Annotated in this window: 20 protein-coding genes and 1 pseudogene; 14 read left to right on the forward strand and 7 right to left on the reverse strand. The window is 57.4% G+C overall.

The window, feature by feature from the left end:
• Window positions 1-40 precede the first annotated feature (40 nt).
• The 4 genes from V6W80_RS15170 to V6W80_RS15185 all read left to right on the forward strand — a co-directional run bounded on the left by V6W80_RS15170 (window position 41) and on the right by V6W80_RS15185 (window position 4,062).
• Window positions 41-2,284, forward strand: coding sequence for a DEAD/DEAH box helicase (locus tag V6W80_RS15170; RefSeq protein WP_338544712.1), 2,244 nt, complete (start codon window positions 41-43; stop codon window positions 2,282-2,284).
• 294 nt (window positions 2,285-2,578) lie between these two features.
• Complete coding sequence (locus V6W80_RS15175) at window positions 2,579-2,812, forward strand: Phd-YefM (protein ID WP_027601766.1); 234 nt, start codon at window positions 2,579-2,581, stop codon at window positions 2,810-2,812.
• A 10-nt stretch (window positions 2,813-2,822) separates the two neighbouring features.
• Complete coding sequence (locus V6W80_RS15180) at window positions 2,823-3,107, forward strand: type II toxin-antitoxin system RelE family toxin (protein WP_338544713.1); 285 nt, start codon at window positions 2,823-2,825, stop codon at window positions 3,105-3,107.
• A 397-nt stretch (window positions 3,108-3,504) separates the two neighbouring features.
• Window positions 3,505-4,062: a hypothetical protein gene (locus V6W80_RS15185; protein ID WP_338544714.1), complete on the forward strand. Its 558-nt coding sequence runs from the start codon at window positions 3,505-3,507 to the stop codon at window positions 4,060-4,062.
• 29 nt (window positions 4,063-4,091) lie between these two features.
• Here V6W80_RS15185 and V6W80_RS15190 read toward each other — a convergent pair whose 3' ends face one another.
• Both V6W80_RS15190 and V6W80_RS15195 read right to left on the reverse strand, forming a co-directional pair.
• A complete protein-coding gene (locus V6W80_RS15190; protein WP_338544715.1) occupies window positions 4,092-5,630 on the reverse strand; it encodes a nucleotidyltransferase in 1,539 nt (512 codons plus the stop codon).
• Window positions 5,627-6,187 carry an SLATT domain-containing protein gene (locus tag V6W80_RS15195; protein ID WP_338544716.1) on the reverse strand — a complete coding sequence of 187 codons (561 nt, stop codon included), beginning with the start codon at window positions 6,185-6,187 and terminating at the stop codon, window positions 5,627-5,629. The genes V6W80_RS15190 and V6W80_RS15195 overlap by 4 nt, the downstream gene beginning before the upstream one ends.
• A gap of 345 nt (window positions 6,188-6,532) precedes the next feature.
• On the opposite strand from V6W80_RS15195, the gene V6W80_RS15200 reads away from it, so the two are divergent.
• The 3 genes and pseudogenes from V6W80_RS15200 to V6W80_RS15210 all read left to right on the forward strand — a co-directional run.
• On the forward strand, window positions 6,533-7,162 hold the full coding sequence (locus tag V6W80_RS15200) for a recombinase family protein (protein ID WP_338544717.1): 630 nt from the start codon (window positions 6,533-6,535) through the stop codon (window positions 7,160-7,162).
• Between the two features lie 327 nt (window positions 7,163-7,489).
• Complete coding sequence (locus V6W80_RS15205) at window positions 7,490-7,873, forward strand: histone-like nucleoid-structuring protein, MvaT/MvaU family (protein WP_338547447.1); 384 nt, start codon at window positions 7,490-7,492, stop codon at window positions 7,871-7,873.
• A gap of 747 nt (window positions 7,874-8,620) precedes the next feature.
• Window positions 8,621-9,090 (forward strand): annotated as a pseudogene (locus V6W80_RS15210) (translesion DNA synthesis-associated protein ImuA); the annotation flags it as partial.
• A 21-nt stretch (window positions 9,091-9,111) separates the two neighbouring features.
• On the opposite strand, the gene V6W80_RS15215 reads toward V6W80_RS15210, so the two are convergent.
• The gene (locus V6W80_RS15215) at window positions 9,112-10,071 is read right to left on the reverse strand and encodes an aromatic alcohol reductase (RefSeq protein WP_338544718.1); all 960 of its coding nucleotides are present in this window, start codon (window positions 10,069-10,071) and stop codon (window positions 9,112-9,114) included.
• A 91-nt stretch (window positions 10,072-10,162) separates the two neighbouring features.
• Here V6W80_RS15215 and V6W80_RS15220 point away from each other — a divergent pair, with 91 nt between their 5' ends.
• Window positions 10,163-10,606 carry a winged helix-turn-helix transcriptional regulator gene (locus V6W80_RS15220; RefSeq protein WP_081737512.1) on the forward strand — a complete coding sequence of 148 codons (444 nt, stop codon included), beginning with the start codon at window positions 10,163-10,165 and terminating at the stop codon, window positions 10,604-10,606.
• Between the two features lie 167 nt (window positions 10,607-10,773).
• On the opposite strand, the gene V6W80_RS15225 is transcribed toward V6W80_RS15220, so the two are convergent.
• The 3 genes from V6W80_RS15225 to V6W80_RS15235 all read right to left on the reverse strand — a co-directional run bounded on the left by V6W80_RS15225 (window position 10,774) and on the right by V6W80_RS15235 (window position 14,523).
• The gene (locus V6W80_RS15225; protein ID WP_338544719.1) at window positions 10,774-11,691 is read right to left on the reverse strand and encodes a GntR family transcriptional regulator; all 918 of its coding nucleotides are present in this window, start codon (window positions 11,689-11,691) and stop codon (window positions 10,774-10,776) included.
• A 128-nt stretch (window positions 11,692-11,819) separates the two neighbouring features.
• Window positions 11,820-13,118, reverse strand: coding sequence for an MFS transporter (locus V6W80_RS15230; RefSeq protein ID WP_338544720.1), 1,299 nt, complete (start codon window positions 13,116-13,118; stop codon window positions 11,820-11,822).
• A gap of 91 nt (window positions 13,119-13,209) precedes the next feature.
• Window positions 13,210-14,523 carry a CitMHS family transporter gene (locus V6W80_RS15235; protein ID WP_027597867.1) on the reverse strand — a complete coding sequence of 438 codons (1,314 nt, stop codon included), beginning with the start codon at window positions 14,521-14,523 and terminating at the stop codon, window positions 13,210-13,212.
• A 319-nt stretch (window positions 14,524-14,842) separates the two neighbouring features.
• On the opposite strand from V6W80_RS15235, the gene V6W80_RS15240 reads away from it, so the two are divergent.
• The 4 genes from V6W80_RS15240 to V6W80_RS15255 all read left to right on the forward strand — a co-directional run bounded on the left by V6W80_RS15240 (window position 14,843) and on the right by V6W80_RS15255 (window position 20,724).
• A complete protein-coding gene (locus V6W80_RS15240; protein ID WP_338547449.1) occupies window positions 14,843-17,473 on the forward strand; it encodes an aconitate hydratase in 2,631 nt (876 codons plus the stop codon).
• The gene (gene prpF, locus V6W80_RS15245; protein WP_338544721.1) at window positions 17,470-18,618 is read left to right on the forward strand and encodes a 2-methylaconitate cis-trans isomerase PrpF; all 1,149 of its coding nucleotides are present in this window, start codon (window positions 17,470-17,472) and stop codon (window positions 18,616-18,618) included. Before V6W80_RS15240 ends, prpF begins: the two co-directional genes overlap by 4 nt.
• Window positions 18,619-18,692: 74 nt before the next feature.
• The gene (locus V6W80_RS15250; RefSeq protein WP_338544722.1) at window positions 18,693-19,901 is read left to right on the forward strand and encodes a lactonase family protein; all 1,209 of its coding nucleotides are present in this window, start codon (window positions 18,693-18,695) and stop codon (window positions 19,899-19,901) included.
• A gap of 61 nt (window positions 19,902-19,962) precedes the next feature.
• Window positions 19,963-20,724 carry a transporter substrate-binding domain-containing protein gene (locus tag V6W80_RS15255; RefSeq protein WP_027601755.1) on the forward strand — a complete coding sequence of 254 codons (762 nt, stop codon included), beginning with the start codon at window positions 19,963-19,965 and terminating at the stop codon, window positions 20,722-20,724.
• Here V6W80_RS15255 and V6W80_RS15260 read toward each other — a convergent pair.
• Entirely contained in the window at window positions 20,708-21,631 is a 924-nt protein-coding gene (locus V6W80_RS15260) for an alpha/beta hydrolase (protein ID WP_338544723.1), read from the reverse strand. The two genes, V6W80_RS15255 and V6W80_RS15260, sit on opposite strands and share 17 nt — an antisense overlap.
• A gap of 423 nt (window positions 21,632-22,054) precedes the next feature.
• Between V6W80_RS15260 and V6W80_RS15265 the strand changes: the two genes are divergently transcribed.
• Complete coding sequence (locus tag V6W80_RS15265) at window positions 22,055-22,498, forward strand: hypothetical protein (protein ID WP_027597871.1); 444 nt, start codon at window positions 22,055-22,057, stop codon at window positions 22,496-22,498.
• The gene (gene imuA, locus V6W80_RS15270; RefSeq protein WP_027597872.1) at window positions 22,491-23,123 is read left to right on the forward strand and encodes a translesion DNA synthesis-associated protein ImuA; all 633 of its coding nucleotides are present in this window, start codon (window positions 22,491-22,493) and stop codon (window positions 23,121-23,123) included. The genes V6W80_RS15265 and imuA overlap by 8 nt, the downstream gene beginning before the upstream one ends.
• Window positions 23,124-23,134 lie beyond the last annotated feature (11 nt).

Below are 23,134 nucleotides of genomic sequence, written 5' to 3' on the forward strand. Positions count from 1 at the left end.
CGGGGTCGGCCGTGCCCGTTTCTCATCTCAGGAGAGCCTCATGACCGACCTCAACGCTGGCCAACCGGTCCTGCTCACCACCGTCAGCCTGACCGACTTCATCGCCGAGTTCGGCGAGGGTCTGCTCGACTCCCTCAACCGCTCCAACCCACCGGTCTATGCCGGCGCTGCTCACACCGGGCGCCAGGCCGTGATGGCGGGTCTCAACCGCACACCCTTCCCGGCGCAAGCCGATGTCGTCCAGGCGATCGCCGCGCTGCTGCTCGACCGCGGCGAACAGGCCGGCATCATCAACGCCGAGATGGGGACCGGGAAAACCATGATGGCCATTGCCGTGGCAGCGGTACTACACGCCGAAGGCTACCGCCGCACCCTGGTCGTCTCGCCGCCCCACCTGGTCTACAAGTGGCGGCGCGAGATCCTCGAAACCGTCCCAGGCGCGCGCGTCTGGGTGCTCAACGGGCCGGACACCCTGGTGAAGTTGCTCAAGCTCCGCCAGGCCCTAGGCGAGCCGTACGATGGTCGTCAGGAGTTCTTCATCCTGGGCCGTGTGCGGATGCGGATGGGCTTTCACTGGCGGCTGGCGTGCGGTGCGCGCCGCGCCGCCGGTGGACGGCGACTGGCCTGCTGCACGGACTGTGGCCGCGTGCTCGAGGACGAGGAAGGCAACTACCTCACCCTGGAGGACTTCCAGCGCGATGAGCGACGCCGGCAGTGCCCGAAGTGCAAGGCGCCCCTCTGGACGCTGATGCGTCCGGGCAAGGCCGCAGGCGGTGACAGGCGCAGCGTGATCCTCAAGTCAATGTGCCGCATACCGACCATTGGCCCCATCCGGGCCGAGAAGTTGGTGGCGGATTTCGGCGAAGAGTTTCTCGCCACGATGCTGGCTGACAACGTCCACGAGTTCATCAATCTGATGGACGCCAAGGGCAACTTCGTCTTCAGCGACCGTCAGGCCAAGCGCATGGAGCGGGCGATGGCCAACCTGGAATTCGGCTTCGGCGAGGGCGGGTACCAACCGACCGAGTTCATCAAGCGCTACCTGCCGGACGGCTACTTCGACCTACTGGTGGTGGACGAGGGACACGAGTACAAGAACAGCGGTTCGGCCCAGGGCCAGGCCATGGGAGTGCTGGCAGCGAAGGCGCGCAAGACGCTGCTGCTGACGGGCACGCTCATGGGCGGCTACGCCGACGACCTGTTCTACCTCCTGTTCCGGATCCTCTCCCGGCGCATGATCGAGGACGGCTACCGACCGAACGCGCGCGGCAGCATGGCCCCTGCGGCCATGTCGTTCATGCGCGACCACGGCGTGCTCAAGGACATCTACACCGAGCGCGACAGCCAATCGCACAAGACGGCCCGGGGCAAGAAGCTCTCGGTACGGACAGTGAAGGCCCCAGGCTTCGGTCCCAAAGGCATCCATCGCTTCGTGCTGCCCTTCACCGTGTTCCTAAAGCTCAAGGACATCGGCGGCAATGTGCTGCCGGCGTACCAAGAGGAGTTCGTCGACATCCCGATGGAGGCGCACCAAGACGCGGCCTATCGGCAGCTGGCCAGCAAACTGACCGCGGAGCTCCGCCAGGCTCTGGCACGGCGAGACACCACGCTACTTGGGGTAGTGCTCAATGTGCTGCTGGCCTGGCCGGACTGCTGTTTCCGGCCGGAGGTGGTGAAACACCCCCGGACCCGGGACACCTTGGCCAGGGTCGACGCGATCTTCGACGAAGACCAGGCCAGCCCCAAGGAGGAGGCGCTGATCGAGCTGTGCCGTCAGGAGAAGGCGCTGGGACGCAAGGTGCTGGCCTACACCGTCTACAGCGGCACCCGGGACACGACCAGTCGGCTCAAGCGCTTGCTCGAGCAGGCCGGTCTGAAGGTGGCGGTACTGCGTTCTTCGGTGGATACGGCCCGACGCGAAGATTGGATCCTCGACCAGGTCGACCGCGGCGTCGACGTGCTGATCACCAACCCGGAGCTGGTGAAGACCGGTCTGGATCTGTTGGACTTCCCCACCATCGTCTTCCTGCAGACGGGCTACAACGTCTACACCCTGCAGCAGGCAGCGCGCCGGTCGTGGCGGATCGGTCAGAAGCAGGCGGTACGGGTACTGTTCTTCGCCTATGCCGGCAGCTCGCAGATCACCTGCCTGCAGCTGATGGCCAAGAAGATCGCGGTGGCTCAGAGTACGTCGGGAGACGTTCCAGAGTCAGGGCTCGATGCGTTGAACCAGGATGGCGATTCGGTCGAGATGGCGCTGGCAAGACAGCTGGTAAGCGGATGAAATTTGGCTCCTCTTCGGAGGAGCCCCTCTTCCGCTGGCCTAGCCGAGCACTCAAATGCTCTCTCATACACCTCAGACCGACGCCTACTTTTCCGTATTTTCTTACGCATAATTTTGTGTATCATGAGCTTGCGCGTGCCATACCTATGACCAAGCTAACTACTTTGATCGCACCGACACGACTACCGAATTGACTCAGACGATCACACTTACCTAACGCTAATTGATGAATTGAGGCCACAGCGCATGAGTGCACTCTTAGACCGGGCTGAACAGGCAGTGTCCGCTACAGCAATGGTTCGAGGCTTTAGCGCGAAATTGAAAGAGGTCACCAGTGGTGAGGTCACTCACCTGGTGATTTTCAAGGACAACGAGCCGGCTGCAGTGCTGGTAGGCGTAGAGGCCTACCAAGCTCTGCAGGATGAACTCGAAGACCTCCGTGCTGAGCGCCTCGCCATCGAGCGCCTTTCCACCTTGGACAAACAGAACACAGTGAGCCTCGAGGACATGGAGGCTCGCTTCGAATAGGCGAAGGCCGATGAAATGGAGCGTTCGGTTTCACCCTGATGTCGAACACGATCTCGTCCAGCTAGGCAAAGCTGAGGCGAAAAGGGTACTGAAGGTGATCCGGGAGCGGATCGCTGAAGGTGAACCTGAAAAAATTGGCAAGCCACTCCGCGGCGCCCTCGCAGGGCATCGCAGGATCAGGACCGGCGATGTACGCATCGTTTACAGGATTGAAGGCACGGAAATCATACTGGTCCTTTGCGTAGGGGCCAGACGTGATGACGAGGTTTACGAGGCTGCCAATAGAAGAGTCTGACGAGATCCCCCGCTTCGGCGGGGTTTCTTTTGTCTATAGCTCAACGACTACGCGTTTCCTGTAATACTAAACGGCTGTGAGCGGCTAAAAATTGCCGTCAATTCCTAGTCAAGGACTCGGATGGCCAGTAAAAAAAGCCCATGGACACGCTGCTACCGACTTTGTAATCTCTCTGCACACGGTGTCGCCTTTTCTTCTCGCCACCTGTTGCGTCCCCACCACGCCCTGCGTACTGTTGAAAGAGTTACCCATGGATAAGGAACGTTATCAGATATAAGTGGCGATCCCGCCGATATCTTATACCTGGAGATGGGCATAAACCTCTTTGCTCATTCAGGACGTCCGTAAGGGGCCACTCGCTAGCCATATATTCATTTGAAAGGAATAAAAATTAAACATGGATGTCCTTACCTTCACATCTACAACAATCAAGTCACTAGCTTGGCCTACAGTAGTAATATTCCTTGTGCTAATGCTTAAGAAGCCGATCACAGAGATAGTCCCCCTACTTCGGAAGCTCAAGTACAAAGAACTAGAAATTGAGTTTTCCGATGCAGTAGCCGAATTAAAGGCAGAGGCAAGCACGTCAATACTAGATGCAGGGACCCCAACTACGCCCGAGACCCAGCCTCAAAACAGATTATTGCAGCTCGTTAACTTGTCAACACGGGCTGCAATCTTGGAAGCCTGGCTAGAGGTTGAAACTGCCGCAGCAGCAGTCGCAAGCTCATTTTGGAATAAGCCTCGGATGGACACCTTCAGAAATTATGCAAAACTTGGAGATTATCTACTTCAATGTAAAGTTATCGACACAAAGCAATTAGAAATTTTCAATAGACTTAAAGAGCTCCGCAACAAAGCAGCGCATGCCGAAGAGCTAAACTTAAGCAAAAATGATGCAAGATCTTATGTAGAGCTAGCCTCTGCGCTGGCCGCCCACATAAAAGCTGCGTAAGCAACCAATATCACCTACATTTAACAGGCTTAGTCAATATTCACGACAAAGGGGCCACTTCGAGCTGCGCAATACCCGTCTTTTACGATAAAGCACTCAATCGTATGTGAGCCTTTGTAATAAGCTCCTTCGATTCTGAATAAGTTACCGCCCGAGGCTGTCCCCTCTAAGAAGCCACCTCTTAAATTATTCGCCCTCATGGCTGCGGGTCCAGTATTCACAACCTGCCAAAAAACCTTATATGGCCAAACAAGATTGGTTTTCGCCTCGAAGCGTAGCGAACTCCCGATCGGTACTGCTGCCCCATTGTTAGCTACAGCAGTTGGTCGGAAACCAGCCCTGCTCATCACGCTGGAGAGGCTCACACTTCCCTGAGGTACCGTCGGCCATGCGACAGGTTTGCGATGCGGAGCATCGAACACGCGTTGTATCGCCCCATAAAGTCGACGTGTAGCAACTGACTTAGCGACAGCGGCAGGGCTATGCTGAGTGGCAGCCTTCTCCAACAGCTCGCGACCGAGTCGAGGAGAAAGCAAATCGATCATTTGAGCAAGATCTTCAGTCTCTCCGGCTCGCTCAAAGTCCTTGCGCGCTGTATCGAGCCAGTCATCAAATGCCAGCTTTCGCTCCGGCTCTGCTTCCCACGCGTCAGCAAAATTCTCTCTGGGATCAGAAGGATTGGCGATCCAATATGTTTGCCCAATAATTTTAATATGCTGGTCCATCGAAGCGAGAATACTGAAGAGCGCCCCGGTGACTGTAGCCTCTTGCTGATACGCATGAGCGGCAAGTGTCGATATGATTATGGATGAAGGTCGACCATCCGGCCGCTCAGAAAAGCACACATCTCGATGCCGCTTCAGAATCTGTATTGCCGACTGCAAGGGGGTTTTGACCCGAAATGCGGGAATGTCTGCGACGTCGGCTTTCGCTTCGTAGAGCGCCATGGCGCGGCGCCGTTTATTAAATGCGACCTCCATCCGATCCATGAACCAATCAGCGTATCCGTTGGGATTACTAGACGGCCAGTCGTCGGTATACTGCTGATATTTAGGGTGATTTCTATCAGTAATTGAAATGGACTTTTCCACATATTCAAGAGACAAATTTCTCTCTTCTCGCAGTGTGCGTTGCCGCTGACCGTCTGGAATAGATGGCAGAAGATCAATATGAAATTGAGCAGCATCAGCGTAGTTCAACGTCCAGCAACGATCCCAACCAGATGGAGATTCCATCGAATATCGTGCCGCGTACAACTTAAGCTCATGACCCAAATCATCGAAAAGTTGCTTCTGAGTGCGCGAAACCTTGCTGGCCCCGAACTCGCAGACGACATCTAGATCGTAATGCTCCTCGCCATTCAAGGGGCGAATCACCGTGCCAAGTCGGAAAGATCCTTGGGTGTAGGCGTTTATATAAACCCGCGAAAAACGGGATTCTGGCCGTTCCAACCAGTCGCAAATCGAACGATAGCTTCGGTCGGCGGACGCGTAGCGTTCGTCAGGAATGTCGAGTGTGGAGGCAAGCTGATTAATGAACCGATCGGCAGAGGAAGTGACCTTCGTCATGAAATTTTCCCACTACGCAGCGATGCCGGCAGGAAGCAGTCGATTTCTTCGTCAGAAAACGTGAACTCTTCGTTCAGCTTTAGCGCTTTCTGAGCATCTGCATAGGCCTTCGCATTCGTCTGCGGTGCCCCCTTATAGATGATAGAAAGCTGTTCTTGTAGTTCATCACGACGCTCCGCCGCTTGGTCGTAGTTAATCGCTCCGGCCTTCAAATCAGTAAGTAATGATAGGTAAGACTCTCGAATTGGCCAGATCCGGGCAGCTGCATCACGGTGCTTTTGTGCAGTCCCGCCGGGATCAAAACCCTTCATGTACCCAGACAGCAGTAAAGCAAGTAGAGAAAGAACAGCGGTGGCAATTTTCGCCCAGTCGGGGCCTAAAATCGCTACAGTTAGAGCCCCTGAGGCTGTCAGTGCGGAGATCACTATCTGCAAAACCTTCAGGCATTGCAGGCGAGCTGCACAACGATCTGCCATTTTTTCATGAGTCTTGTGGGTGTATACGACCCGACCTAAGCATTCGCGAATCTGCCCTTCCATATGCGAAAAGTCTCTCATACCTGTCCTACCTGAATTCCGCATCGGGCGTTCAGTGTGCCACTACCCGGCATCGTAGTCGCGCCTCGCCGATAGTTCTCAAAGCTGACTACACCTTGTCGCGGAGACAGTCCCCCAACGAAGGTCAACGGGACGCAGGTACTGTCGGAAGCCGACCGTCCTCTTCTGGCCGAAAGACGTTTCACGTATTTCCAATTTGCAAACGATTTAGCCGTATGCTTTTACCTGTACCTCATGCGCTACACCTATCAGCACGGCTAAAGGCGTGGCGAAAAGTAGTCCAGCGGACCCAAACGACTACGGCTACATTTCGAGACGCCAAACGACTACACCGGAGCCTGTCATGTGCGTCGCACCTACTCTCGAGCCTCGACGGATGATCAGGACGCCACCCGTGCGCGGGAGACACTACGCATTTTCGCCAGCAAGCATGGCACTCGGATCGCGGCGACCTATGTTGAGAAAGCGTCGGGCACGCTGCTGGACCGTCGTGAACTGCTGCGACTGTTGGCCGATGCCGAGCGTGGAGATGTATTGCTGGTGGAAGCGATCGACCGACTGTCCCGGCTCGACCGTGCGACCCTGCGACCAGTTGCGCGACCGGATCGCCCAGGCGGGCCTGCAGGTGGTTTCTCTCGATCTACCACTGACCCATTCATTGATCCGGCCGGCTACGGTCGGCGACGACGGTCTCCAAGAGTGGATGACGCGGGCGCTATCCCAGATGTTCTTAGAATTCAAGGGGGCGTTTGCTCGGAAGGACTCCGAAACGCGACGTGCCCGCGCGGCCCAGGGCATCGCCAAGGTGAAGGCGGCACGAGTCTACAAAGGGCGGCCCAGGGTGAGCAGCTGCATGCGCGAATCCGCGAATGCCAGGCCAGGGGGATGTCGGTGCGGGGGACGGCGCGGGTACTAGAGTGCTCCACCAGCACCGTGAACCGGTGCCGATCGCAGACTATCGCCGCCCAAAAATAGGAATGAGACAGCTGCTTAACCAGTGAAGGGGAAAGGGAATTTCTACGCGCAACTATCGCGGAGCCTCTCTAGCAAACGCTAATCGTCTTCGCCTCTGAGTGGCTGGCAATGCCCAGATAGTAGTTGTGCCATGTACCAGCTTTTTGGTGAGGATGGAGGGGTAGCTGTGCTTGTACAGCACGAATTACCTCCCGAAGTGGGCGGACTTTTTTCGTTGCCGATTTAACCGTACTGAATCAGCACTCAACGTATCATCACATGGGATATAGCATCTTGCAAGTAGAAAGGCTATAAAGGCAACCACCGCTTAATCCAGAGGAAATCATGATGTCTCTAATTCAAGAATACCGTCAGACTGAAGCGACTATTGAAGAACTGAAGCAGCGCTTGGAACAGCTAAACAGCGACGGGCGCCTGCAGAAAGAGCTTGAGTTCGAAAAGCATCTGCGTGCTTTGCTGAGCGAACACAACAAGTCGCTCCGTGACGTCATCGCTATTCTGGACACGAACGCCACTGCCACAAAGAGCGTCACCCGTAAGAGCAATTCCGCGCCGGCGGCACAACAGCGCCGGCCCCGCTCGTTGAAACGCTATGAGCACCCCGAAACCGGTGAGGTCATTGAAACTAAGGGCGGTAACCACAAGATACTGAAAGCCTGGAAAGCTAAGCACGGTGCCGACGTGGTTGAGGGCTGGCTTCAGGGCAATTAATCGTCCGCATGCCGCGCAAAGCAGCGATCCATAATAGTGTTGAGTCGCTGCGCTTCTAGTTAGGTGAGGCCCCACTGCATCAGTGATGCCTTGTTTCGCCTCCACTATTCGTTGCCGCCAAGTTTGCCGGGACCCCTTTCGCTACTTTTTGTCTATCCATACAGCATCCTGAAAGGAGGTCCACTCCCATCTCCATTTCGCGCCCCATCCCTCGTCTCTGCCACGGTTGTCTCGGTCGTTCTGTCGACTATCAGAAGATCGAGGCTTCAGGGATTGAGCAGGCTGGCTGCTATGGACATGCTCGGTGATGAGCAGGACAGCTTCGAACAGCAGCAGTCTCTCTTCCGCCCTACGGAGCTGATGTACTGCCGTAACCTAGTCGATTTGCTAGCCGAAGAGCTCGACTAAGTGCGTCAGTGCCTAGGGCAAGCCCGAGACGCCAATCGCCTGTTTGTAGTTTAGTACGACAACTAATTGCAGAAGGCGCTACCCTCAAGAAGAAGGTGCAGCGTCATCGGCTGCGCTACGTCCAGTTCGTATAGGAAGAGAATCAGCGTCACGTGCCCCGCAGGGTACGACTCCTCCCAGACGACCGCGACGCCCCTCTCTCACGGGCCCGGCGTCATATCCTCCGGCTGGAGTCGATGAACTCTGTCCTGCATGCAGATCTCTTCAAGGTGCGCGCGCAACTGCAGGTCCTGCTCACCGAACACGGCAGCACGCCGTCGGCCCCGACGCGCATGCAGCATGGATAAGGTGGCCACCAATGTCGTTGCGCTCGACTCCCGCTCGATAGCCGCCGCGTGTGGCGCGGGCAAAGTCCCCATGTCGACGACGCCAGCACCCAGCCAATCGGCCACGCCGCGCTCGATGCTAACTGCCCTCGACGGTTGGCCTGATGCGGCCCTGACCGAAATCTTCAGCGCCCGGCCAGGCCTTGGTGAGCTGGCCCTCGTCTGGCCGACACTTGCGCGTCCCACCGCAGTCGGCGAGCGGGTTGCACTCATCGCCCCTATCTGAACTACCCACATGGGTGGCTGCAGGCCGGCGTCGATCTTGGTCGGTTGATTATCATCCAGGTCCATGGCAAGGACGCGCTGTGTGCAGCAGAACAGTGCCTGCGCTTCGGTATCAGCGGCGCAGTGCTCTGCTGGCCCAGCCATAAGGGCGATCGCAAGATACGCTGGCTGCAGGTAGTCCCTGAAATCGGGCAGACCTAGACCAGCGCTAAATGATTATCAGCCTTTGTGGGCATCGCCAAGGTGCGCTACCGCCCACTGCTCTGCAGTGGTCGTTGCAATTGCGTGCCTATCATTGAAGGTTGTGTCCTTGGGCCATGCAACACCCCGACCCTGAGCGAAGACTGCACGATACTTCTTAATGTGTTTGAGTCCTTCGTCACTCTCCTTTTCCATCTCGTCCATCAGGAAGGAAACCGGCCAGACGTTGGACTTGAAGGGGCGCTTCAGTACTCGCTCGAGCAGGGCAGGCACTTCACCATAGGCCAGGGTATCCCCCGCGAGATAGACGATTTCATTACGGAAGCGCGGCTCGAAGAACACGATGTCCGCTGTCAGCTTGCCGATGTCGTCCGGGGTGGTAAGAGTGACCTCGGTATCCAGACTGCCCAGCGCATTGACCGTATCTGTGTCGAAATCAACCACGCCAAACACGGGCTCGAACAGGAAGCTGGTGAACATCCCGGTGGAGATGATCACCCATTCGGTTTGACTTTGCGCGCGCAGCAACTCACGCACATCGAGCTGTGCATCGAAAAGGTCCTGAGGGCTGCCACGACCAATTACCTCGAAATCCACGCCGAATTGCCAAGGAAAGTATCGCTTGACGCCGGACTGGAGAGCAGCACGAGCAAGCTTCATCGGCGTTTCACGGCCAGCCACCATGCCTGCGCACCCAATGACAGTGTCGTACTGCGAGAAGACCGCGGCCAGTTGGTCGATAGAGTCATTGACCAAGTCGGCAGCCACCATATTGACGCCCAAACTGCGCAGCTCATCTATCTCTTTTTTCTTACCAGGCGTCTGGCTGTTAATCGTGGACTCGCGCAGGAGAACGCTTACCTTGGAGCCTGGTTTTTGCTTGGAAATCCGCGCGAGGTTACGCAACACTGGTAAGCCAAGTTCACCGGCGCCCAGTACGAGAATGGATTGAGTAGCGGTAGGGAAATTGGAAGTCATGATCAGTCCTGTAGTCAGGTGTAGTATGGCCAATGCTGGCAGACAACAGCGGCGCTTAGTAGAAGGCACACGCGTGATACCGGAGGAAAAATTGACCGAACTGGAGATTCTTAGACAGTCGGAAGCCATCTGCCAGACACTCAGGCGGGACGTCGATGGAGTACGCCGTGAGGTGCTGGCTCATGCAGGCAGTCGATGGTCCTTGGGTATCCTCCATGCACTAGGCGTCTACGGCGTCATGCGTCACGCAGAACTCGCACGACAATTGTCAGGGATCACCCAGAGGATGCTGACAAAGACCCTCCGCTCGCTCGAACGTGACGGCCTTCTTGTCAGACACGACTACGATGAGTTACCGCCCAGGGTCGAATATGAACTGACAGCTCTTGGCATGAGCCTATTGGTTCGGATGACGCCCATCTGGACCTGGGTGGTCGAGAACGTTGAAGAGTTCCGGACAGCACGCCACGCCTTCGACGACAGAGGGAGTAAAAGACCTGCATGGCAGGATCCAAAGCCCATACCGGGCGATTGAAATAGGAATGACCCTAGAGGCTGGCTGTTAGCGACAGCTTTCACTCATATTATTAATACGCCTCAATCGCCTATTACAGCGTCCATGGCTGGAAGCGGCAACTTCACGTTTAGCCATGTCAAACCATGACCATGCTCTATCTTCCCTCGGCGCTTAGGAAGCTTCGGTCAAGTAAGCTCCGTGTCCGTTGCCATTCCGGTGATGAAGAGCCCAGAAAGAACTTTATGCTGTCGGGCATGCTCGAGATGCCGGCGCATCCGATCAGCGGCAGCCAAGCGATCTCCTGCCTCGAGTAGCGCCAGAATTTCCAGATGCTCCTCCGCGTGCTCTTTTCGCGGCGTACGCTGACTGGCCTGCTGGTACTCAACCAAACGACGCAGACCATCGAGCCGACGCACCGTCTGCAGATGAAACCTGTTGCCTGAAAACGTCGCCAGCGTCTCATGGAATTGGGCGTTGGCCTCGAACAACTCACGCGGGGTCATGGTTAAGTAGCCACCCCGGGCAATGTACTCCTGCTGCCGGCGGCATCTGCTCAATGCTTCGGCATCGACCATGAAGGTAGGTGCGAGCAAGGCTGCAGGCTCGATGATTGCCCTGAAGGTGTAGCTTTCTTCGTAGGCCTGTACCGAATCAATTATGGGCAGGAACTGCCAGCCCTGCCCCGCCCGCTGCTCGATCCAACCTTCCTGCTGGATACGCATCAGCACCACCCGCAACGTTGCCCGTGTCACATCGAACAGCCGCATCAGATCAGTTTCCGCGAACTGCTCGGGCAGCTTGCGCTGGAGCCGCATGGACGCGATCTGTAGATACAGCGGATCCTCAGCTTCCTCGAACAAGGATTGAGCAAAGCCGGCCATGTCCTTGGCACTCAGCGCTAGGAAGAAGCCTCGGTTACGGTCGTAGGTAAGCATGCCCTGCTCTGCCAGGAACTGCATGGCGATCTTGACCGGGCTTCGCGAGGTGTTGAGGACTTTGGCCAGCCCTAACTCCGTCAGGTGATGCCCTTCTTCAAATTGTTCCTGCCGAACATAGGCAACGATGTCACGTGCTACCCGAGTTTGTAGGGCCGAGAGATTCATAGAACGGTAAAGCACCTTAAGCCGATCGCCCATCTGACAGGACAGGCAGGATAGCCCGCAGTCTACCACCCACTCAGCCACTGGCATGTCTGAGCAGGCGGCAATCGAAGGGGCTCTAACACCGCCGCTTATTTGGTCAAGAGAATCGGCGCTGGAACCTTGGTTTCGTTCGCAACCGGCAGCATCGGCTTGCGCGTCATCGTCAGCGCGATCACCGCTCCCACAAGCAACAGGCTGCCGGCAATGATGAAGGCCGCGTTATAGCCGCCCGAAGCCTGGATCACATAGCCCGTCACAACGGGTGCGAGCATCCCAAAAAGGTTGCCGCCCATCACTACGAATGCTACAGCGCGACCCACGTCACCCGCACTGGGCAGCATGTCATTGAGCAGCGAGAAATTAAGCGAGGTCGTAGAGGCGATACCCGCGAGCGTAAGCGAGGAAATTGCCACCAGCCCGAATGTCGAGTCAGCGAAGGGAATCAGCAGGATGCAGCTGGCGATCAGCATAGACAGCGCAATGACGTTACGGCGTTTGCCCGAACTTACGCCACCACCCTTCTTAAGGTACAGGTCGCTGAGCTTGCCTAAACCGATGCATAGCACCACGGCCATGGCATAGGGAATGGCCGTCACGACGCCGCTCTTGGCCAAGGTTAAGTGGCGAGCCTCCTGCAGGTAGCTGGGAAGCCAGGTCAAGAACAGGTACTGGGTGTAGACGTTGCACCCCTGGGTCAGGGCGAGCCCCCACAGCGTGGGCGTTTTCAGTAATTTCTTCAGGCCGTAGCCTTTACCGGTCGCGGCACCTTTCTCGCCGTCGCGATGCTGAAGAATGTGGGCACGCTCCTGCTCACTCAGCCACCTGACGTCTTCGGGCTTGCCATAGAAGCAATACCAGGCAAGCAACCAAACAGCCCCAATGCCACCCGCGATCACGAACGACCATCGCCAACCGAGACTGGCAACCAATGCCGCCAACACGATCGAGCATATGGCCGGGCCAGCATAGGAGCCGCTATTGAACACAGCGGTCGTGGTACCGCGCTCAGTAGCGGGAATCCACTCGCGGATCACTTTGCCGCCAACTGGATTGCTGACTGCCTCACCCGCCCCCATCACCAGGCGTGCAGCCATGAGTGTCACGAAGCTGGAGGCCGCGCCGGTCAGTGCGGTTGCCGTCGACCACACCAAGATGCCCAGGCCACCAATACGTTTCGCTCCGTAGCGATCAATGAGCAGACCCACAGGAATCAGGAAGAGCGCATAGCTCCAGATGAACGATGAGAAGAGATAGCCCATGCCCACCGACGACAGATGAAACTCTTCGGCGATAGGCTTGGCTGCGATGGATAAAGCGATCCTGTCCATGTAGTTGATCATGGCCAGGATGAAGAGAAAGACGCCAATCCAGGCTCTACGGTAACGCATGGGGAGTGACCCTCTTGTTTGAATGAGTTCCTACGCCTGAGACTGGCGAGAGTGACCGGCCAGGCCGCTGGGCCCTGGCCGGTTCGGACGTTCAGGTGCCGTGGTAGAAAGGAAACGCACCGAACAACAGCCCACCTGCCAATAGGCCGAAGCTTGCGAAGATCGCCCACTTCAAGGCGAAGCGTTGGTGATCGCCAAGATCGACCTTGGCCAAGCCCACCAGCAGGTACAGCGACGGCACGAGCGGACTTAATAAATGAACCGGCTGACCGACGACTGAAGCGCGGGCGATTTCGACAGAACTAATGCCGTAATTGGCGGCGGTCTGCGCAATGACCGGCAGGATCCCGAAATAGAAGGCGTCGTTCGACATGAAGAACGTGAACGGCAGGCTGACTAGCGCGGTGAACACCGCCAGGAAGGGGCCGAAGCTGTGAGGAATGACAGCCAGCAGTCCTTTCGCCATGGCGTCCACCATCCCGGTGCCTGACAGAATTCCGGTGAAGATACCGGCGGCGAAGATCACCGAAGTCACCGCGAGCACATTACCTGCGTGGCTTGCGATGCGCTCCTTCTGCTCTTCAATTCGCGGGTAATTGATCATGAGAGCGATAGCAAAGCTGACCATGAACAGCACCTGGATCGGCATGACCCCTGCCATCAACAGCCCCACCAGAACAAGCGTGAGGATTAGGTTCGGCCAGAACATGCGGGGACGGCGGTGCTGATCGCACTCTTCGGCAGAGCCATTACCCAGTGCTATGCCAGCACTGGACGTATCCAGCGTGACGATTCCAAGCCTATTCCGCTCACGTTTACCTAGCACGACTGCGGTAAAAATCAGGCACGCGCAGCCGATCAGCATCCCAGGCACCATCGGCAGGAAAATATCCATGGCGTCCACGTGGAGTGCGGCAGCAGCACGCGCAGTCGGGCCGCCCCAGGGCGTGATGTTCATGATGCCGCTGGCAATGTTCACCACGCAGGTCAGGCCGAGCACATTCATGCCGAGCTTCTGATAGAGCGGCAGGAAGGCTGCAACCGCAATCATGTAGGTAGTGGAGCTATCGCCGTCCAAGGACACTAAAAGTGTCAATACAGCAGTGCCCACGAGCACCTTGAGCGGATCGCCCTTCACGAGTTTGAGGATCGTCCGCACCAGGCCGTCGAACAGGCCCGCATCGATCATGATGCCGAAGTAAAGGATGGAGAACGTCAGCATGACGCCGGTGGGCGCCAGCGTCTTGATGCCATCTAGCATCATCTTGCCAAGCCCGGCGTAGAACCCACCGATGAGCGCGAAAATGATGGGTACCACGATCAAGGCGACAAGCGCTGACAAGCGCTTCGTCATGATCAGGTACATGAAACAGATGACCATCGAAAAGCCGAGCACAGTAAGCATGGCTAGCCCCTATTTTTGCGAATGGATGTCAGATTCGGACGGTAGGGAAAGCAATGCGCTTGCTTTCTCTGGCCACAAAACTCAATTCACACTCATAGCGGGCCACCGCATACAGATTGTATTTCATCATCATGCGCCTCAATTTTTATCATTGTTTTAGGTTGCAAAGGCATGAAATAGCGGGACTTTTTACCGATTACGACAGATTGCATCGTTCGTACGGCAAGCCAGCTCATTCGCCTCGACTGCATTCAGATTGACCTAGATAGCTATCGAGTGCAATATGGCCTCACAAAAACATGCCTGTGAGGTCGCTGTGATGAGTGAGATTCGGAGTCAACACCTAGCTGCCAATGGCCGCGACTATCGTGTTGCGAACATTCGGGAGGCAGTGGCGTCAGTTGGCGGACACTTCGCCAAGATGCCTCTCTCCCTGCGCATCCTTGCGGAAAACATCCTGCGTACCGAGGCTGAGCCGATTGCTGCATTGAGCGTGGTAAGTCAGCGCGCGAAGGATCAGGACATTCCGTTCCGCCCTGCGCGCGTCGTACTGCAGGATCTGCTAGGTACACCCGCACTCGTAGACCTGGCAGGTCTGCGCGATGCCGTAGCAGAACGTGGCGGTGACCCCAGGCAGGTCAACCCCGTTACCCCTACGCACCTGGTTGTCGATCATTCTCTGAATGTCGAGCGCTGGGGCAATGCCAAGGCGTTAGCGGAAAACGAGGCAATTGAGCGCGAGCGAAATGCCGAGCGGTTTGCCTTCTTGGACTGGTGCAATAAGGCGTTCAACAACCTGTCCATCGTGCCGTCAGGCAATGGCATCCTTCATCAGATCAACCTAGAGCGCCTGACGACTGTCGTGGGCACCAAGGAGATCGACGGCGAGCTGTGGGCGTTTCCCGACACCCTAGTAGGTACTGATAGCCACACCACGATGATCAACGCCATCGGCGTTTTGGGCTGGGGCGTTGGCGGTATCGAGGCTGAAGCTGCGATGCTGGGGAAGGCCCTGATGATGCGTGTGCCAGAAATCGTCGGCGTACGATTGGAGGGGGCGCCGCCCAGTGGCTACGTCGCGACGGATATTTCTCTGGCCCTGACTGAGCTGCTGCGCAAGGCAGGGGTCATCGGTAGCGTGCTCGAATTCTTCGGCCCCGGGGTGAGCACCCTGTCGCTGTCTGATCGCGGCACCCTATCGAACATGGCTCCGGAATTCGGCGCCACCGCAGCGATGTTCGCAATCGACGAGCGCACCCTTCACTACCTGCGCTTGAGCGGCCGTGGTGGAGAGATTTCCGTCTTGACTGAGGCTTATGCCAAGCAACAGGGCCTGTGGCACGACACCTTGACCGAGGTGGAATACGACCGTGTCGTCACCCTGGATCTGTCTACGGTCGGTCGGGCTATCGCCGGCCCCAAGCAGCCCCACCAGCGCATTCTGCTAGGCAAAAAGGATCCTGCTACCTCGCTGCCGTCGGGTCTAGATAATGGTTCGGTAGTCATTGCCGCCATCACCAGCTGTACCAATACCTCGAATCCTCGGGGTGTGATTGCCGCCGCACTGGTAGCCCGCAACGCGCTGCGCCGCGGCCTGAAACGCGCACCTTGGGTCAAGACGTCCTTTGCCCCCGGCTCTAAAGTAGTCGCCGATTACCTTGAGCGCGCGGGTCTAAACAAGGATCTGGATCAGCTCGGTTTCAACGTCGTCGGTTACGGCTGTACGACGTGCAACGGCATGTCAGGCCCGCTGATCAACGAAGAGATCGAGAACGAGATCCGGACGCGCAAGCTGGAAACGGTGGCGGCCACTTCGGGCAATCGGAACTTCGAGGGGCGTGTACATCCGCTGGCGCGTGAAGTCTTCATCATGTCGCCGCCGCTCATCGTAGCCTACGCCCTGTCCGGTACCTATCTGATTGACCCAGAAAAGGATCCCCTCGGTACCGATAGCGAAGGCAAGCCAGTGTATCTGCACGAGCTCTGGCCAGCTGATGACGAGCTCGCCCGGATCGAAGAAGCCTCGCTTTCAGCAGATCTCTTCGATAAGGCTTACGAAAATATCCCACGCGAGGCTGGCCTGATCGCATCGGATCTTCGTGCTGGCGTCAGTGACCAGTATGCCTGGCAAGCCGACAGCACCTACATTCGCAAGCCCCCCTACTGGAGCGAAGCGCTCACCGCGTCCGTCCCGGAGAAAGACCTGCAAAAGATGCGCGCGCTGGTGATGCTGTCTGACAACATCACGACTGATCACATCTCGCCTTCCGGTGCCATTCTCCCCGACAGCGATGCCGGCACCTACCTCAAGAGTCACGGCATTGACGTTCCGGAATTCAACTCCTATGGCACGCGTCGGGGCAACCATGAAGCAGCGCAACGAGCGACCTTCGCCAGCCCACGGCTGAAGAACGAGATGCTTGCCGACGGTCGTGAAGGCCCCTGGGCCGTAGTGCTGCCGGAAAATCAGATCACTTCGGTTTTCGAGGCCGCTCAAACGTACGCGGCGCGTAAACAGCCGCTGATCGTCATCGCGGGCAAGGAATACGGCAGCGGCTCCTCTCGCGACTGGGCAGCGAAAGGTCCACGGCTGCTGGGCGTAAGGGTCGTCGTCGCCGAGAGCTTCGAGCGCATCCATCGTACCAACCTCGCAGGACTGGGCATTCTTCCGCTGCAATTCGAGACAGGCGTCTCGCGGCAAACCCTGGGCCTTACCGGGCGAGAGCTGTTCAGCGTGGAAGGCATCGATGAGCAATTCGTACCCGGCGCGAAGCTCACCTTGGTCGTCGAGCGAGAAGACGGCGAAGTGGAACGTGTCACCGTCACCAGCCGCCTGGACACCTTCGAGGACGTTCGTTACTTCCGACGGGGTGGCCTGCTGCCTCAGCTGTTGGTGGAGCGTCTGGAAAAGGCTGGCAAAACCGTTGCTCTTGAAGGAACTGCAAAATGACTCAACAACGTATCCCTGCCGTCTACATGCGTGGCGGTACCAGCAAAGGCGTTTTCTTCTTGGATAAGGACGTGCCGCCGGCCGGGCCGCAGCGTGACGCCTTCATGCTCCGGGTCATCGGCAGCCCCGACCCCTACGGCAAGCAGATCGATGGGATGGGTGCCGCTACGTCGAGTACCAGCAAGGTAGTGATCATTGGCAAGTCCGCCCGTGATGACGCTGACGTCGACTATCTGTTCGGTGCGCCCTCGATCGAAAATCCGGTCGTGGACTGGTCAGGCAACTGCGGCAACCTCAGTTCCGCGGTAGGCCCCTTCGCCATCGCCCAGGGCTTGGTTGACGCGCCTCGTGACGGCATCGCCACCGTACGGATCTGGCAGGTCAACATCCAGAAGCACATCATTGCACACGTGCCGATGCGCGATGGGGAGGTCGTCGAGGAAGGGGACTTCGTACTGGACGGCGTCGCCTTCCCTGCGGCCGAAGTTGTCGTCGAGTTCATGCACCCTGGCGGCTCTGGTGGCAACATCCTGCCTACCGGCAACACCATCGATGAGCTCGACATTCCTGGGTTTCCAGCGTTGCCGGCCACCCTCCTCAATGCGGGCAATCCCACAATTTTTGTGGAGGCCGACCGGGTCGGGCTCGTAGGCACCGAGACTCAGGAGCAGGTCAACGGAAACACTGAGCTGCTTGCCCAGCTGGAAACCATCCGTGCCCACTGTACGGTGGCCATGGGCTTGGCCGCTACGCCGGAGGAAGCCACATCCCTGCGGCCACACACGCCCAAGCTCTGCCTCGTGGCAAAACCGGCCAGCTATGTGGCAGCCGGCGGAAAACAAGTAGAGGCCGCCGAGATAGACGTCATTGCCCGCATCGTCTCGATGGGCAAACTCCACCACGCCATCACGGGCACGGGTGCCGTCGCGGTTGCAGTCGCCGCGGCCCTGGAAGGGACGCTCGTCAATCGCATCGCGGGCGACATCGGTAATCGTCAGGTGCAGATGGGGCATACCGCAGGAACGGTCGCTGTCGGCGCCCAGACCCAGCAGATCAACGGCGCTTGGGTAGTGGAAAAAGCCGTGATGAGCCGCAGCGCTCGTCGCCTGATGGAAGGCTGGGTACTCCTTCCCGAACAGTACTGATCACACCAGCAGCCGGGCACCTGTTTGCCCGGCGCTGCTCATCACAAAAACAATAGCCGATGAGTACCTGAAGCATGTCGCAGACGCCTTTCAATCGTCGTCATTTCATTCGCCTGGCCAGCGCTGCAGCCGTCCTGTCCACGACTAGTCTGGCTTCCAGCCGCCTGCTCGCAGCCACCACACCGAGCGCTTCTTCTATGACAACCACTGCGCAAGCCGCCAAGTTCGTCTATGTCGGATCGCGTACCACGCGTGAGCGAAACGCGCGGGGAGCTGGCATCACGGTCTACCAATACGATGCCGAGACGGGTCAGGCGAAGTTGATTCAAACGGTCGAGGACGTGGTTAACCCGTCCTTCCTGTGCTTTGACCGCGAACAGACATTCCTCTTCTGTGTGCATGGCGATCAGCAGGAAGTCAGTGCCTTCGCGATCGACGGCAATACGGGCCAATTGTCGAAGATCAACACCGTCAGTTGCGAAGGTCGCAATCCGGTACATCTGTCGGTAGATCCAACCAATCATTTTCTCGCCATTGCCAACTATGCCACCGGCGCCATTGCGCTGATTCCATTTGGTGCGGACGGTAAGCTCGCTGCAGTGGCCGACCTGCAGAAGCTTCCAGGCGAGCCAGGGCCGCACCGGATCGAGCAAGCCAGTTCGCACCCTCACATGATCCCTTTCGATCCGTTCGGTCGCCATGTCGTAGTGCCGGACAAGGGCTTGGATGCGGTGTTCGTCTACCGGGTCGAAACCATCACGGACAAACCGAGCCTCGTCCAAACGAGCGTGGTGAAAACCCGCGAGTCAGCTGGGCCACGGCACGTAGTGTTCGCACCCAAGGGCCGCCCCTTCGCCTATGTGGTCAACGAGCTCGACAGTACCGTCACGGCCTATCGCTACGATGGCGAAAGTGGAGCATTGGCGGCCATACAAGTACTCCCCACCCTCCCCGATGACTTCACCGGATCCAGTCGTGCAGCAGCCATTGTCATGGCACCTAATGGCGAAACTCTCTACGTCTCCAACCGGGGACACGACTCGATCGCGATTTTCTCACTGGATTCGAAATCTGGTTGGCTCCAGGCCGTTGGATACCAGGCGAGCGGCGGGCGTAAACCACGCTTCGTGACGATATCGCCGGATGGTCGTTTCGTATTCGCGGCTAACGAAGACAGCGACAACATCCAACGGCTTAGCGTGATACCTGAGGGGCGTCTGGACACCCCAAAAATCGCGATCAATACGGGCAGCCCGGTGTGCATGATTTTTAAAACCGCCTAGTCACCTGCCGACCCTCACGCGCGCCATACGGTGAGACGTCAGATAATCAAGGAGTACTGATGTGCATGATCTAGCACAGGTAAAGAGCGAATTGGCTCCTACTGGGGTCTTGAGGGTGGCCATCAACTTCGGCAATCCAGTGCTTGCGCAACCGGGGCCCCAAGGCGCGCCTAAGGGCGTATCTGTTGCCCTTGCCGAATGCCTGGCACAAGAAGTCAATCTCGACGTCGAGTTCATTACGTTTGATGCCGCAGGCAAGGTGTTCGGGGCCTTAGCAGAAAACGCTTGGAACATTGCTTTCCTAGCTATCGAGCCGGTGCGCGAGGCCCAACTTCATTTCAGTACTCCCTACGTTATCATTGAGGGCACCTACCTTGTGGCGAGCGGTTCCCGCTATCAGACGGCTGCAGATCTCGATCATGCGGAGGCTGTTATCGCCGTTGGCCGAGGGGCGGCGTACGACCTCTTTCTGAGTAGAACGCTCACCGCGGCACGGCTTGAGCGGGCTGACACCTCTGTAGCTGCTGTCGAGCTTTTTTGCGAGCAACGCCTTGATGCGGCTGCTGGAGTACGTCAGCCCCTTGATGCATTCGCGAAGGCCAATGCAGGTCTGCGGGTACTGAAGGATTCATTCACTTCGATTCAGCAGGCCATCGCGGTGCCACGCGGTAGAACGCTGGCGGCTGCCTATATCCAGGATTTTGTTGAGCGGCAGTTGAAAAATAACTTTGTCACGAAAGCGCTGTTACAGAGCGGCCAGGCTGACCTAAGCGCTAAGCGGAAGCCCGGCGTTATGAAGACCACCTCTAAAAAGCGCCTCTAAACCATTCGGTAATCAGGTCAACTACTGAAGGTTGAAACCAGTAGATATCCCCGTGACCGGCACCTTCGAGCAGGTAAAAATCGGCGCGATTTCCGCGTGCGACCAGTTCAGCGTGAAGCCGCTCCGACTGCATGGGTGATACGAGCTTGTCTGCTGTACCATGCATAATAAGGAATGGAGGCTTTTTTCCTTCCAAGTAACCCACAGGGCTGCATGAAATAGCCAACTCGGGATCATCCTGGATGCTTTTTCCAACATGATCACCAACCGTAAAGCCGTGTAAAAGTAGCGCCTCGGGCGAAGCTGGAGAAGCTTGTTTCACATGAGCGCGCTCGGTACCTGCAACATCTAGCAAAGAGGAAATCCCATATAAACTAGCTACCGCCTGCACAGCAGACGATTGATCAGGACAAGGTCCCTTATCAAATTTAGACTCATCGTTTGTCAGGCCAAGCATTTGGACAAGATATCCACCTGCAGAATTTCCCAAAGCGCCAATTCGAGCGGAATCGATGCCAAACTCTTGCGCGTGAGCGCGTAGATACCTAACGGCGGTCTTGGCGTCCTCTATCGGAGCCGGGTAGCGTTCTGGAAGGACGCGATACTGCGCGGCGGCAACCACAAATCCTCTTTGTGCTAAAGCGTATCGCAACTCGATGAACCTATCGTGATGACTGGAAATAAAGCCACCACCAGGAAAAAATATTATTGCAGGTTTGGGTCTGTCATTCCGCGGGATTAGGAGGGACATTTCGAGCTTGCGCACTGACCGAACATCCGTAACTTGAGAGTATACGACCCCTGAAAGATGATCGATTTGATCGCGAAGTGGTAGCTGGGGCAGCGGTATGATACGCGCACCAGACACCGATACTTTATGATTCATTTTCGCCTTATCATCAGACATATTTAATAACCATCTGCAGAATTAGTAAATATCATACAAGACTATCGTTGAAATTTATACATAAGAGACTACCAGACGCAACTCGCACAGGGCTTGTTTCTTGGGAACATCCTAAATACACACTCCGTTGCCCGAACGGTGGGTCGTTCAATCCTTATTTACTTAAATGGTGCAAGGTTTGCTGGGCGGAGAGTAGCCTACCTCCTTGCGCTATCAACACTTGCCGCTTCGCCTCTACCGTTCGTCGGTGTCAAGCTTGCTGGGAACCCTTTCGCTGATTACTGTCTATCCATACAGTACCCTGAAAGGAGGTCTATCCCATGTCCATTTCGCGCCCCATCCCTCGTCCCTGCCACGGTTGTCCCGGTCGTTCTGTCGAGTATCAGAAGGTCATGGCTTCAGGGACTGAGCAGGTGGGCCGCCATGGACATGCTTGGTGATGAGCAGGACAGCTTCGAACAGCAGCAGTCCCTCTTCCGTCCTACGGAGCTGATGTACTGCCGCAACCTCGTTGATCTGCTGACTGAAGAACTAGACCAGGTGCGTCAGTGCTTGGGGCAAGCCCAGCGCGCCAATCGTATTTTGGTTGCTGAGCGGGATGTCCTGACGGCGGAGGTACAGCGCCACCGACTGCGCTACATCCAGTTCGTCCAGGAAGAGAACCAGCGCCACGTACCCCGCGGTGACCGACTCATTCCGGACGACCGCGACGATCCCCTCTCACGCGCTCAGCGCCATATCCTGCGGCTGGAGTCGATGAACTCCGTCCTGCACGCTGACCTCTTCAAGGTACGCGCGCAGCTGCAGGTGCTGCTCACCGAGCGCGGCAGCACGCCGTCGGCGGCGACGGGGGTGCAGCATGGATAACGCGGCCACCAATGTCGTAGCGCTCGACTCCCTGCTCGATAGTCGCCGCGTATGGCGCGGGCAGAGTCCTCATGTCGACGACGCCAGCACCCAGCCAACCGGGCACTCGGCGCTCGACGCCCAGCTACCCCTCGGCGGTTGGCCTTATGCAGCGCTCACCGAAATATTAAGCGCCCGACCGGGCCTGGGTGAGCTGATGCTCGTATGGCCAACGCTGGCGCGCCTCACCGCCGCCGGCGAACGAGTGGTGCTGATTGCCCCTCCCTACTTGCTCTATCCGCACGCCTGGCTACAGGCCGGCGTCGATCTTGGCCGGCTGAGCATCATCCAGGTGCAGGGCAAAGACGTGCTGTGGGCGGCAGAGCAGTGCCTGCGCTCCGGTAGCTGTGGTGCGGTGCTCTGCTGGCCAAGCCGTGCGGACGATCGCGCGCTGCGCCGGCTGCAGGTGGCTGCAGAGACTGGGCAAACCCTGGCCTTTGCGTTCCGCCACCAGCGCGAGGCGGTCAACGCGTCACCTGCAGCGCTACGCCTGGTCCTCGAGGGTTCACCTCAGCAATTGCGGGTGCTCAAGTGCCGCGGCGGCAACCCACCGGCAACGGCGCTTGCGCATCGGGTCTGGCATTGAGGGACGACTGC

Source organism: Pseudomonas benzopyrenica (assembly GCF_036884265.1).
Lineage (GTDB): Bacteria > Pseudomonadota > Gammaproteobacteria > Pseudomonadales > Pseudomonadaceae > Chryseomonas > Chryseomonas benzopyrenica.